Raw genomic sequence first — 13,099 nt, 5'->3', positions numbered from 1 at the left:
GTCCCCGGCGTAGCGTCCCGTTCTGACGCTGTGGTCACATCCGGCCGCGCAGGCCCCACCGGTGACGGCGGGACGTCCGGTCGCAGCCGTCGGTCGGCACCTCCCTTGAGACGCCGGTTCTTGGACCACTAGTCTCATTGGCGCTGTAAGTAACGATTGTCTTACGACGTCGCATTTAGCCGCTGATCTGGGCAGGAACCCCTTCCTTTTGGACGGGGGGCCGCTACGGTAGTGGAACCCGTCTCGGCTACCGGACGGTAGCAACACGGCGGACACACGGTGTGACGACAGAAAGAGCCTGAGTGCTACTCGCTCATTGGTTCGGGATTCCCCCGGCCTGGACGAAAGGTGACGAGTGGGCGTCGAGATCAGAGTCGAGGGCCTGACGAAATCCTTCGGCCGCCAGGTGATCTGGCAGGACGTGTCGCTGACCATCCCCGCAGGGGAGATCTCCGTTCTCCTCGGTCCGTCCGGTACCGGCAAGTCGGTCTTCCTGAAGTCGCTCGTGGGGCTGCTCAAGCCCGACCGCGGGCACATCTGGATCGGCGACCGGGACCTGCCCTATCTCCCCGAGTCGCAGCTGTACGACACCCGGAAGCTGTTCGGCGTCCTCTTCCAGGACGGCGCGCTGTTCGGCTCGATGAACCTCTTCGACAACATCGCCTTCCCGCTCCGCGAGCACACCAGGAAGTCCGAGTCCGAGGTCAAGCGCATCGTCCTCGAGAAGATGGAGATGGTCGGCCTCCTCGGCGCCGAGCACAAGCTCCCCGGCGAGATCTCCGGCGGCATGAAGAAGCGCGCGGGCCTCGCCCGCGCCCTCGTGCTCGACCCCGAGATCCTCCTCGTGGACGAGCCGGACTCCGGCCTCGACCCCGTCCGCACCGCGTTCCTGAACCAGGTCTTCATCGACCTCAACGCGCAGATCGGCGCGACGTTCCTGATCGTCACCCACGACATCAACACCGCCCGGACCGTTCCCGACAACATCGGCCTGCTGTACCAGCGGCATCTGGCGATGTTCGGGCCCCGGGAGATGCTGCTGTCCAGCGAGGAGCCGGTCGTCCGGCAGTTCCTCAACGCCAGCAAGGTCGGCCCCATCGGCATGTCCGAGGAGAAGGACGAGTCCGAGCTGGAGGCCGAGGCCAAGATGGGCCTCGACTCCGGCAAGCTGCCCCCCATCCCGCCGCAGCAGATGCCGAGCAACGGGCTGCTGCGCGCCGGGATGCACGCGCCCGGCGCCTGGTGCGCCGCGCACGGCGTCACCCCGCCGCCCGGCTCGTTCATCGACGACCTCGGCCGCAACTGGGTGGAGGAGTGGCCGCGGTACGTGGCGTCCATGGCGCCCGTCGGCGCCCCGGCCGGCGGCGCGCAGGGGTCGCCCGGCGGCCTGCCGCCCGCGGGCCCGCCCCCCGGCGGCCCCGGCCGCTTCCCCGGCAACCCCCCGCCCGGACAGCCAGGGGCGGGTGCTGGCTACTGATGTCCACTCCTGACACCGGCATCGGCGCGGGCCGGCCAGGGGACGGGAAAGGCGGAGGCTCCTCCGTGTCGTTCCGCAAGATCGGGGACGGCGCGGCCAACGTCCTCGTCAAGGAGCCGGGACGGTTCTTCGCCCTCTGCCTGGACGTGGGCCGTGCGCTGTTCAAATGGCCGTTCCAGTGGCGCGAGTTCATCCAGCAGGCCTGGTTCATCGTCAGCGTCACCGTCGTACCGACCATGCTGGTCGCGATCCCGTTCGGCGGCGTCCTGTCGTTGCAGGTCGGCGGGCTGATCCGGCAGCTCGGCGCGCAGTCCTACACCGGCGCGACCGCGGTGGTCGCGATCGTCCGGGAGGCCAGCCCGCTGGTCACCTCGCTGCTGGTCGCGGGCGCCGCCGGGTCGGCGATGTGCGCCGACATCGGGTCCCGGAAGATCCGCGAGGAGATCGACGCGATGGAGGTGCTGGGCATCAACCCGCTGCACCGCCTCGTGGTGCCGCGGATGCTCGCCTGCGCGTTCGTCGCGCTGTTCCTCAACGGGCTGGTCTCGGTGGTCGGCCTGCTCGGCGGCTACTTCTTCAACGTGATGCTCCAGGGCGGCACGCCCGGCGCCTACCTGGCGTCGTTCAACGCGATCGCGCAGCTCCCCGACCTGCTGCAGGCCGAGTTCAAGGCGTTCGTGTTCGGCATCACCGCCGGCCTGGTCGCCGCCTACAAGGGCCTGAACGCCAAGGGCGGGCCGAAGGGCGTCGGCGACGCGGTGAACCAGACCGTGGTCATCACGTTCATGCTGCTCTTCCTGGAGAACTTCTTGATCTCCACCCTGTACTTCCAGTTCGTCCCGTCGAAGGGGATGTGATGGCGAGCGGACGGGCGTCGTCTGGACTGAGGAGCGCGGGGAGCTTGCGACCGGAGCGACGAGGGAAGACGGCGCCAAGGACGGCCGCTCGCAGCCGAGCGGAGGCGAGGCAATGAGCACGGCCCCCGGGAAGACGGGTAAGGCGGTCTCGCGGGTGGTGAGCGCGCCGCTGGACCGGCTGGACGACTTCGGGCACCAGATGTCGTTCTACGCCCGCGCGTTCGCGTGGGTGTTCCGGGTGCTGCGCCGCTACCGCACCGAGGTGCTGCGGCTGCTCGCGGAGGTGAGCCTCGGCACCGGCGGCCTCGCGGTGATCGGCGGCTCGGTGGTGATCGTCGGCTTCATGACGTTCTTCACCGGCAGCCAGGTCGGCCTGCAGGGCTATGAGTCCCTGAACCAGATCGGCACCGCCGCGTTCACCGGGTTCGTCGCGTCCTACTTCAACACGCGCGAGATCGCGCCGCTGGTGTCGGCGCTGGCGCTGTCGGCGACGGTCGGCTGCGGGTTCACCGCGCAGCTCGGCGCGATGCGGATCTCGGACGAGATCGACGCGCTGGAGGTCATGGCCGTCCCGTCGATGCCGTTCCTCGTCACCACCCGGATGCTGGCCGGGATGATCGCGGTCATCCCGCTGTACATCGTGGGCCTGCTCGCCTCCTATGGGGCGACGCGGGTGATCGTGACGATGTTCTACGGCCAGTCGACCGGCACCTACGACCATTATTTCCATTTGTTCCTACCGCCGTACGACATCTTGTGGTCGTTCGGCAAAGTGATCATTTTCGCGGTACTGGTGATGCTGATCCACTGTTACTACGGCTACCACGCGAGCGGAGGGCCGGCGGGCGTCGGCGTCGCGGTGGGCCGCGCGGTGCGGACCAGCATCGTGGTGATCAACGTGGCGGACCTGCTGCTCGGCATGGCCATCTGGGGGACGACGACGACCGTGCGGATCGCGGGGTGACCGGGATGAGCGCAGCGAACCGGGGGGTGTGGGGGGTCGTCCCCCCACAGGAGGCAGGGTCATGAGTCAACGCGTGCGTTACCGGGTGCTCGGTCTCTCGATGGTCATCGTGATCGCCCTGCTGCTGGCGCTGACCGTGGCGCTGTTCAACAAGGCGTTCACGCCGGTGCTCAAGGTGACGGTGAAGAGCGAGCGGGCCGGCCTGCAACTCCTGCCGCACTCGGACGTGAAGGTGCGCGGGCTGATCGTCGGGGAGGTGCGCGACACCGACGCCACCGCCGACGGCGCGACGCTCCACCTGGCGCTCGACCCGGACAAGGCGGAGCTGGTCCCGCGGAACGTCCAGGCGCGGCTGCTGCCGAAGACGCTGTTCGGCGAGAAGTACGTGGACCTGCAGATCCCGGCGCAGCCGGGCCCGCTGGGCCTGCGCGAGGGCCAGGTGATCCAGCAGGACCGCTCGCAGGCCGCCGTCGAGATCGACAAGGTGCTGAACGACCTGCTCCCGCTGCTGCAGGCGGTGAAGCCGGCGCAGCTGAACGCGACGCTGAACGCGCTGGCGACGGCGCTGCAGGGCCGCGGCGACCAGATCGGCCGCAACATCGAGGAGGCGGACGAGCTGCTGCGCAAGGTGAACCCGCAGCTCGGCACGCTGGTGCACGACCTGCACGGCCTCGCGGACGTGTCCGACATCTACCACGCCGCGGCGCCCGACCTGATCCAGACGCTGCGCAACCTCAACGTGACCAGCCGGACGATCACCGACAAGACGGCGACCATCGAGCAGCTGATCCCGGCGACGACCGCGCTCGCGCAGGACGGCGACGTGTTCATGCGGCACAACGCCCCGAAGATCATCGGCTTCAACATCGCGAACCGGGACGGACTGGACCTGGTCGCCCGGTACTCGCCGTCGCTGCCGTGCGTGTTCGCCGGGCTGATGAAGATCAAGCCGGAGGCCGAGCGGGTGGCCGGCGGGGGCGGGTCGAAGACCTTCAACCTGACCGTCGAGATCGTCAAGCCGCGGCCGGGCTACAAGTACCCGCTGGACAAGCCGGAGGCCAGGGACCAGCGCAACCCGCGCTGCTACGGCCTGCCGAACCCGAAGGTGCCCTCGCCCGACTACCTGGCGCTGGACGGGACGCAGGACGACCTGTGGTGGAAGAACCCAGATGACCCGAACGGCGGCGGCCGGGGCCGGGCGCTGTCCAACGTCTTCGTGGACCCGGGGTCGATGAGCGAGAAGGAAAAGATCAAGAGCGTGCTCGGGCCGGTGACGCGGACCCCCGCCGACCAGCTGTCCGACGTCGCCGCGCTGATGTTCGGCCCGCTGCTCGCGGACGGATCGGTGGTGACGGTCAAGTGAGGACGACGAGCGCGGCGGTCAAGTTGGCGATCTTCGTGGTCGTCACCTCGGTGGCCACCGGCACGCTGGCGATGACGATCTCCAACATGCGCTTCCGGGAGACCGCCACCTACAAGGCGATCTTCACCGACGTGACCGGGCTGCTGGACAACGACGACGTCCGCGTCGCGGGCGTCCGGGTCGGCCAGATCGAGCACATCGAGCTGTACAAGGGCACCCAGGCGAAGGTCACGTTCAGCCTGGAGAAGGACGGCGTCTTCAAGGCGGGGCTGCCGACGTCCACGCAGGCGCAGATCCGCTACCGCAACCTGATGGGCCAGCGGTACCTCGCGCTGACCGACGGCGCCGGGCCGGCCAACGACTACCTCAAGCCCGGCGGGACGATCCCGGCCTCGCGGACCAAGCCGGCGCTCGACCTGACGACGCTCTTCAACGGCTTCCGGCCGCTGTTCACCGCGCTGGAGCCGAAGGACGTCAACACGCTCGCGATGCAGATCATCCAGGTACTGCAGGGCGAGGGCGGGACGATCAACAGCCTGCTCGCGCACGTGGCGTCGCTGACCAACACGCTCGCCGACCGGGACAAGGTCATCGGCCGGGTGATCGACAACCTGAACACCGTGCTCGGCACCATCGACGAGCGGCACACCGAGGTCAACCGGCTGATCACGGACCTGCGCGCGTTCGTCAGCGGGGTGTCCGGCGACCGCAAGGCGATCTTCGACTCGGTCTCGGCGATCAACGACCTGACCGGCACCACGCAGGACCTGCTCGCCGACGCCCGCCCGGACCTCCGCGACGACATCGCCGGGCTGCGCAAGCTCACCGGGACGTTCGCCGCGAACGGCAAGGACATCGACGCGGGCTTGAAGCGGAGCCCGAACCAGCTGGAGGAGCTGGTGAACATCTCCTCCTACGGCTCCTGGTTCAACATGTACATCTGCGGTCTCGACGCGCGGGTGCGGCTGCCCGGCGGACCGGTCTACCAGACGCCGGCGATCGTGAACGAGAACGCGAGGTGCAAGTAGATGAGGGTCTCGTTCCGGGAACGCAACCCGGTCCCCATCGCGCTCTCCGGGTTCGCGATCATCATCCTCGCGGTCGCGCTGGCGCTGAACCTGGACAGCCTCCCGCTCGTCTCCGGCGGCAGGGTCCACACCGCCGCGTTCAAGGAGGCGGCGGGGCTGAAGCCCGACGAGGAGGTCCGCATCGCGGGCGTCAAGGTCGGCAAGGTCACCGACGTCGAGCTGGACGGCGACCACGTCAAGGTCACCTTCCGGGTGGACGACGGTGTGAAGCTCGGCGACCGCACCGGCGCCGACATCAAGATCAAGACCGTGCTCGGCGCGCACTACGTGGCGCTGACGCCGCAGGGCGGGGGCAAGCTCGGCCGGCACATCCCGATCGACCGGACGCACGTCCCGTTCGAGATCGTGCCGGCGATCAGCGGGCTGACCGAGCGGATCGAGGACATCGACGTCAAGCAGGTCGCGAAGTCGTTCGACGTGCTGTCGGAGACGTTCAAGAACTCGCCGGAGGAGGTCCGGGCGTCGCTGCAGGGGCTGCGCCGGCTGTCCAACACGGTCGCGTCCCGCGACGACCAGCTGCACGAGCTGGCGGGCAAGGCCAAGGACGTCTCGCAGCTGCTCGCCGACCGCAACCAGGACTTCGCCAAGCTCGTCCAGGACGGCGACAAGGTGCTCCAGGCGGTGCAGGCGCGGCGCGCGGTCATCCACCAGCTGCTGATCAACACGGTGACCCTGTCGCAGCAGGTCAACGCGCTGATCAAGGAGAACGAGAAGCAGTTGCGGCCGATGCTCGACAACCTGGCCAAGGTCAACAGGATCCTGTTGAAGAACCAGAACAACCTGGACCGGATCCTCCAGCTGTTCGCGCCGTTCGCCCGGCAGTTCTCCGACGTCACCGGTACCGGACGGTGGTTCGACTCGTGGATCCAGAACCTCCTCCCCATCCCCGCCTCGATCCAGAACCCCCCGAGCGGCGGCGGGGCCAAGACCGACAAGCAGGGCGGCCGGCAGGGCGGCGGCTCGTCCGGCACCGGCCAGACCGGCAACCGCAGCGACAACCCGTTGCCCTTCCTCCCGTGAGCAGGCAGGTCACCCGTGCGTAGTTCAGCGACCATCCTCCGCCTCGGCGGCGCGATCCTCGCCGTCGCGGTGCTGGCGGCCGTGCTCCTGCTGGTCTTCCAGGAGCCGCAGCAGCGCCACCTGACGGTGTACTTCACCAAGACGGTCGGCCTGTACGAGGGCGCCGACGTCCGCATCCTCGGGATCCCGGTCGGGAAGGTCACGAGCGTCGAGCCGGTGGGCGAGTCGGTGAAGGTCGAGCTGGAGTACGACGCCAAGTACAAGGTCCCGGCGAAGCCGGAGGCCTGGATCGTCAACCAGAGCCTCGTCGCCGACCGGTACGTCCAGTTGACTCCCCCCTACAAGAGCGGCCCGGTCCTCGCCGACGGGGCGACCCTGACCACGAGCCAGACCCACGTCCCGGTCGAGGTGGACCAGATCGGCGGCAGCCTTAACGAGCTGTCCAAGGCGCTCGGCCCGCAGGGCGCGAACGCGCCGGACGCGGACGGCACCGGGTCCCTGTCGCGGCTGCTGCAGGTCGGCGCCGCGAACCTGGACGGGAACGGCGAGGACATCCGGCAGACGATCGCGGACACGTCCAAGGCGCTCAGCACGCTGAGCACCGACCGCGGCGACGTGGCGGACACGATCCGGAACCTGCGGATCATCACCGACGCGATGAAGGCCAACGACCAGCAGATCAAGTCGTTCTCCACCCACCTGAACGGGGTGTCCGGGCAGCTGGCGGGGGAGAAGGAGGAGCTCAGCGCGGCCCTCAACACGCTGGCCCCGACGCTGCGGAACGTGCAGCGGTTCGTCAAGGACAACCGCAGCGAACTGGCCTCCAACGTCCGGCAGCTCGCCCAGATCACCGGCGTGCTGGTGAAGGAGAAGGACGCGCTCGCCGAGATCCTCACGGCCGGCCCGCTCGCCGTGAACAACCTGGCCCGCGCCTACGACCCGATCAGCGGCACCATCCACACCCGCAACAACTTCCGCCAGTTCCACAACCTGGCCGACTGGATCTGCTCGCTGGCGTACTCGGTCGGCACGCCCGCCAAGCAGTGCCTGGACTTCGTCTCGCCGGCGAACGGCCTCGGGAAGGTGCTGACGGGCCTCAGCCTGGACCTGTCGTGGCTCACGGCGCTGACCACGCACTACGACCCGGTGCCGATCCCGCCGGACGCCTACGGCCCCGGCGGCCGGTCCGGCGGCAAGACGAGCAAGAACGCCCGGACGAACAGGACGGCGACGGCCGGCGGCCAGAGCAGGCCGAAGGACATCACCGCGCTGCTGCCTGGAGGTGGCCGATGAGCAGGACATGGGGCGCCCGCCGGCCCGTCCACCGGGCACGGCTGCTCGGCGCCGCCGCGCTCGCGGGCGTGACGGCCCTGTCCGGCTGCACGTTCAACGGCGTGGAGTCGCTCCCGCTGCCCGGCGGCCCCGACCTCGGCTCGAACCCCACCACCGTGAAGATCGAGTTCGCGAACGTGCTCGACCTCGTCCCGAAGTCCGCGGTCAAGGTGAACGACGTGTCGGTGGGCCGGGTCGAGAAGATCGAGCTGGAGGGGCAGCAGGGTGCGCCGGGCGGCGGATGGCACGCCATGGTCACGGTCAAGATCCGCAAGGACGTCCGGCTTCCCGACAACGCCCTGGCGACCATCGGCCAGACCAGCCTGCTCGGCGAGAAGTTCGTGCAGCTGGAGCCGCCGAAGAACGAGGCGCCGTCCGGGAGGCTGGAGAACGACGACCTCATCCCGCTGAACCGCACCACCCGCGGCACCGAGATCGAAGAGGTGCTGTCGGCCATGTCGCTGCTGCTGAACGGCGGCGGGCTGGAGCAGGTCTCCACGATCAGCCACGAGCTGCAGGCCGCGATGGGCGGCCGGGAGCCGACGATCCGGTCGGTGCTGCAGCGGGTCAACACCTTCGCCGGGACGCTGGACCGCAACCGCGCCGCGATCACCCGGGCGCTGGACAGCATCGACCGGCTGAGCGGCAAGCTGGCGGCCGAGCGCAAGACGATCCAGGACACCATCGACGAGACGGGTCCCGCGATCGCCGTCCTCAAGCGCAACCGCGCCGACCTCACCAAGATGCTGGTCGCGCTGAACAAGCTCAGCCGCACCACCACCTACGTGATCAACCGCTCCAAGGCCGACATGCTGGCCAACCTGCGGGACCTCGACACGATCCTGCGGAACCTCAACAAGGCCGGCTCCGACCTGCCGAAGTCGCTGGAGACGCTGATCACCTTCCCGTTCCCGTCCACGTTCCACAACGTCGTCGAGGGCGACTACGGCAACGTGCGGCTGACCCTCGACCTCGACCTCGAGTCCGTCGCGCGGAACCTCCTCGGCGGCACCGACCTGGAGGGCCTGCTGGGCACCGGGCGGCAGATGCGCAACATGCTCCAGGTGCCGAACGTGACGCTGCCGGACACGCCGCTCGGCGTGCTGCCGCAGATGCCGTCCGGCGGCTCCGGCGGCTCCGGGGGAGGGCTGCCGGGCCTGCCCGGCGGCACCCAGGTCCCGGGGCAGGCGCCGTCCGGCACGAACCAGCAGGGGCGCCCGGGGGCGTTCGCCCCGCCATCCGATGACGGCGGTCTGCGGACCCTGATGACGGGGGGCCTGTCGTGATCCTCAAGCGCGGCGTCATCCTCCAGCTGATCGCCTTCGCGGTGATCACCATCGTCGGCGTGACGATCGTGTCGGTGAACTACATCGGCCTCGGCCGCGGCGCGCTCGGCCGGCAGTACACGGCCTACGTCGACCTCACCGACTCCGGCGGCGTGTTCACCAACGCCGAGGTCACCTACCGGGGCGTCCCGGTCGGGCGGGTCGGTCCGATCGAGCTGACCAAGGACGGCATCCGGGTCAAGCTGCTCCTGGAGCGCGGCGAGAACATCCCGCGCGACGGCACGAAGGCCGTCGTGGCGAACCGGTCCGCGGTCGGCGAGCAGTACATCGACCTGGAGCCCATCAAGAAGTCCGGGCCCTACCTGCACCAGGGCGACCCCTACACCATCCCGCGCGAGCGCACCACGCTGCCGGTGTCGACCGCCGAACTGCTGCGCAACGTCGACGCGCTCGTCGGCTCGGTGAACACCAAGGACCTCGGCGTCATCGTGGACGAGCTGGACAAGGCGTTCTCCGGGTCCGCGTCCGACCTCCAGTCGATCCTGGACGACACCGACCGGCTGCTGAAGACCGCGAACGAGGCCTACCCCGACACCGAGCGGCTGCTGAACAACAGCGTGACCGTCCTGAACACCCAGCGCGGGCAGGCCACCAACATCCGCGGCTTCGCCCGCAACCTGAACGAGCTCACCACCTCGCTCCGCAACGACGACCCGGCGCTGCGCAAGACGATCGACAACGCCCCCGGTGCGGTGGGCGAGACGCACAAGGCCATCAACCAGCTCGCGCCGACGCTGCCCGTCCTGCTGGCGAACCTCACCACCACCGGCCAGATCATCGCCTCGCGCAAGGCGGGCCTGCGGTCGCTGTTCATCCTCTATCCGGTGACGGTCGCGGGCGCGTTCACCGTCACCCCCAACGACGGGACCCAGCACCTGGGCCTCGCGCTGAACATCGACTCGCCGCCTCCCTGCACCAAGGGCTACGAGAAGACCAAGCACCGCTGGCCGCAGGACACGTCCAAGAAGAAGCCGCGCCTGGACACCGGGTGCAAGCTCCCCCACAACTCGCAGAGCGCCGTGCGCGGCGCCCGCAACTTCCCGCCCGAGGACCTCGCCCCGTTCCCGCGGGTTCCGGCGGGCGCCACCGCCGGGGCCGGCTTCCCCAAGGGCGGCGCCACCGGCACCGACGGCGACGGCGGCACCGGCGGCTCGGACGGCGGAGGCAAGTCGCAGGCCAAGGGTTCCGGCGACGCCGAGGCCAAGGCCGCCGCCCCGACCGGGCAGCTCTCGGACGGCAACCTGCTCCTGTCGTATCCGGCGGATTCAGTGGAATTCGCTGGATACGATCCAACGACCGGTGCGGTCTACGGGCCCGACGGCAAGCGATACGTCATGCCGCGCAGCGCCGGAACACGCCAGTTGGGAGAGGAATCCTCGTGGAAGTGGCTCCTGCTCGGCCCGCTCAGCCAGTGAGGGGGAAGCGATGAGGCGCAGCCTGCCGATGACCGCCGCGGTCGTCCTCGGCGTCGTCGTGGTCGGCCTCGCCATCGCCTCCGGCTGGCTCGGCGTGTCGTCCCTGCGCAACAAGGACGAGGCCGACCAGCGGGCGAAGGCGATCCAGTCGGCGCGGCAGATGGGCGTCAACCTGATGTCGGTCGACTCGGCACACGCCCAGCGCGACCTGGACCGCATCGTGGCCGGCACCACCGGTGACTTCAAGAACAAGCTGGCGGGCCAGTCGAAGGCCTTCATGGACCAGGTGACCAAGGCCAAGGCCAAGGCGACCGTCACCGACGTCGACGCCGCGCTGGTCTCCATCGACGGTGACAACGCCGAGGTGATGGTCTCCCTCACCGGGACCGTGACCAACGACAAGGTGAAGAACGGCGCACCGCAGGGCTACCGGTATCAGATGGAGCTCACCCGGGTCGACGATCGCTGGCTCGTGTCCGGACTGGAGGTTGTCCCGTGACGATCAAGGCGGAGGAGCGGGCCGCCCGGGCCGCCGAGCGCGCGGCCAGGGCCGAGGAGCGGGCGGCGAAGGCCGTGGAGGCCGAGGAGGCCGCCCGGCTGGCCGAGGAGGCCGCCGCCAAGGCCCGGGAGGCCGCGCGGCTCGCCCAGATCGCCGCGGAGGAGGCCGCCGCCGCGGAGAAGGCGGAGGAGGACTCCGCGGAGGAGCCCGAGGCGCCGTCCGGCGGCAAGTCCCAGAAGGCTCTCAAATCCTCCAGGAAGTCCCGGCGTTCCCGGAAGGCCGCCGAAGCCGCATCCGAGGAGGACGCTGCGGCAGCGGAGGACTCAGAGGCTTCGGAAGCCGTCTCCGTTGACACGGAGGCCGTCGAGGGCGCCGAGAGCGACGCCGACGAGGACACCGGCGCGGAGGACGCGGACGCGGAGGACGCCGACGCGAAGGCGGAGGATGCCGACGCGGGCAAGGCCGAGGCCGCCGAGACCGACGCAGAGGCCGATGAGGACGACGAGTCCGACGACGTGTCCGACGAGGACGACGGTGACGAGGAGGCGAAGGCCTCCCGCCTCCGGTTCCGGAAGGCCGCCAAGGCCTCCGCGGCGGCGGACGACGAGCCCCGCGGCTGGTTCCGGGTGGGGAGCCTTTCGACGGTCCTCGCCGTGCTGGTCGTCCTGACGATCGCGCTCGGCGCCGGCACCACCGCGCTCGCGCTCAAGCTCAGGGAGCAGAACGCGACCGAGGAGGCGTCCAAGCAGGGCGCGCTCGCGGCCTCCCGCGCCGCCCAGAAGCTGTCCACGTACGACTACCAGACGCTCGACGCCGATCTGAAGGCCGCGTCGGCGACGACGACGGGCAAGCTGCACACCCAGTACGACAAGCTCGCCCAGCAGCTGCGGACGGTCGCCGTCCAGCAGCAGGCGGTCTCCAACACGACGGTGATCAAGACCGGCGTGGTGAGCGCGACGCCCGACAAGGTCGTCGCGCTCGTCTACGCCAACCGCTCGTCCGCGACCAAGAACGACAAGCAGCAGCGCCTCCCCGAGCCGCTGCGCATCAAGATGACGATGGTCAAGAAGGACGGCAAGTGGCTCGCATCCGAGCTCACCGTGCTGTCCTGACCTGAGCCGGACCCCGAGTACGACCGAGCGGTCACCCGGTGCGCGGGTGGCCGCTCGATCGGCTTTTCCATGCCGTACCCGGCGGTAGGTGGCGAGTCTCCAAACTATGGCCTTCCTCACTGCAGGTCAGGGCCCGAAAAGTCCATGTCCGCTCTTGACTGAGAGGCGCTGAGGGGCGATGCTCCATGGCAACGTGATGCATACTGCGGCGCTAGAGTTGCGAGCGGTGTACCAGTCGGCTACACTGCCCCTTTGCGCTGCCCTCTGACTATCCGCGTGTGAGAGTACCCCTGTGAAGGTCCGTTTTGGGCCTCTTTGTGCAGGTCTCGGACGTGGATCGTCTGGCGTGCGTGTCGTCAGTTACGCCGCGAGCCCTCGGAAGGACCACTCTTGGCAGCCTCGCGCAACGCCTCGAATACCGCAACCGGTCCGAACCGCGTCTCCTTCGCGCGCATCAAGGAGCCGCTCGAAGTCCCGGACCTCCTTGCTCTGCAGACCAACTCCTTCGACTGGCTGCTGGGCAACGAGAGGTGGAAGGCCCGGGTCGAGGCGGCCCAGAAGGCCGGTAGTAGGAGTGTCCCGACGCAGTCGGGGCTGGAGGAGATCTTCGAAGAGATCAGTCCGAT

The 13,099-nt window shown here is 69.2% G+C and carries 12 protein-coding genes; all 12 read left to right on the top strand.

Annotation, left to right across the window (positions count from 1 at the left end):
• Positions 1-355: 355 nt before the first annotated feature.
• Positions 356-1,477, top strand: coding sequence for an ABC transporter ATP-binding protein (locus ABGB11_RS39990; RefSeq protein ID WP_347640781.1), 1,122 nt, complete (start codon positions 356-358; stop codon positions 1,475-1,477).
• The gene (locus tag ABGB11_RS39985) at positions 1,477-2,334 is read left to right on the top strand and encodes an ABC transporter permease (RefSeq protein ID WP_347640780.1); all 858 of its coding nucleotides are present in this window, start codon (positions 1,477-1,479) and stop codon (positions 2,332-2,334) included. The genes ABGB11_RS39990 and ABGB11_RS39985 overlap by 1 nt, the downstream gene beginning before the upstream one ends.
• Before the next feature lie 112 nt (positions 2,335-2,446).
• Positions 2,447-3,298 (top strand): ABC transporter permease, encoded by an 852-nt coding sequence (locus tag ABGB11_RS39980; RefSeq protein ID WP_347640779.1) that lies wholly within the window; start codon positions 2,447-2,449, stop codon positions 3,296-3,298.
• 61 nt (positions 3,299-3,359) lie between these two features.
• Positions 3,360-4,661, top strand: a complete 1,302-nt coding sequence (locus ABGB11_RS39975; protein ID WP_347640778.1) for an MCE family protein — start codon at positions 3,360-3,362, stop codon at positions 4,659-4,661.
• Positions 4,658-5,689 (top strand): MCE family protein, encoded by a 1,032-nt coding sequence (locus ABGB11_RS39970; RefSeq protein WP_347640777.1) that lies wholly within the window; start codon positions 4,658-4,660, stop codon positions 5,687-5,689. Before ABGB11_RS39975 ends, ABGB11_RS39970 begins: the two co-directional genes overlap by 4 nt.
• Positions 5,690-6,769 carry an MCE family protein gene (locus ABGB11_RS39965; protein ID WP_347640776.1) on the top strand — a complete coding sequence of 360 codons (1,080 nt, stop codon included), beginning with the start codon at positions 5,690-5,692 and terminating at the stop codon, positions 6,767-6,769.
• Positions 6,770-6,784: 15 nt separating this feature from the next.
• Complete coding sequence (locus ABGB11_RS39960) at positions 6,785-8,062, top strand: MCE family protein (protein WP_347640775.1); 1,278 nt, start codon at positions 6,785-6,787, stop codon at positions 8,060-8,062.
• A complete protein-coding gene (locus ABGB11_RS39955; protein WP_347640773.1) occupies positions 8,059-9,387 on the top strand; it encodes an MCE family protein in 1,329 nt (442 codons plus the stop codon). Before ABGB11_RS39960 ends, ABGB11_RS39955 begins: the two co-directional genes overlap by 4 nt.
• Positions 9,384-10,862: an MlaD family protein gene (locus tag ABGB11_RS39950; RefSeq protein ID WP_347640771.1), complete on the top strand. Its 1,479-nt coding sequence runs from the start codon at positions 9,384-9,386 to the stop codon at positions 10,860-10,862. The genes ABGB11_RS39955 and ABGB11_RS39950 overlap by 4 nt, the downstream gene beginning before the upstream one ends.
• Before the next feature lie 10 nt (positions 10,863-10,872).
• A complete protein-coding gene (locus tag ABGB11_RS39945; protein ID WP_347640770.1) occupies positions 10,873-11,361 on the top strand; it encodes a hypothetical protein in 489 nt (162 codons plus the stop codon).
• A complete protein-coding gene (locus ABGB11_RS39940) occupies positions 11,358-12,473 on the top strand; it encodes a hypothetical protein (RefSeq protein ID WP_347640768.1) in 1,116 nt (371 codons plus the stop codon). The genes ABGB11_RS39945 and ABGB11_RS39940 overlap by 4 nt, the downstream gene beginning before the upstream one ends.
• Before the next feature lie 390 nt (positions 12,474-12,863).
• The coding region (locus tag ABGB11_RS39935; protein WP_347640767.1) for a hypothetical protein at positions 12,864-13,099 on the top strand (236 nt) is incomplete at its 3' end.

Origin of the sequence: Actinomadura sp. B10D3 (assembly GCF_039871695.1) — a bacterium.
GTDB classification, from domain to species: domain Bacteria; phylum Actinomycetota; class Actinomycetes; order Streptosporangiales; family Streptosporangiaceae; genus Spirillospora; species Spirillospora madurae.
This window is presented reverse-complemented; position numbering and strand designations above follow the sequence as displayed.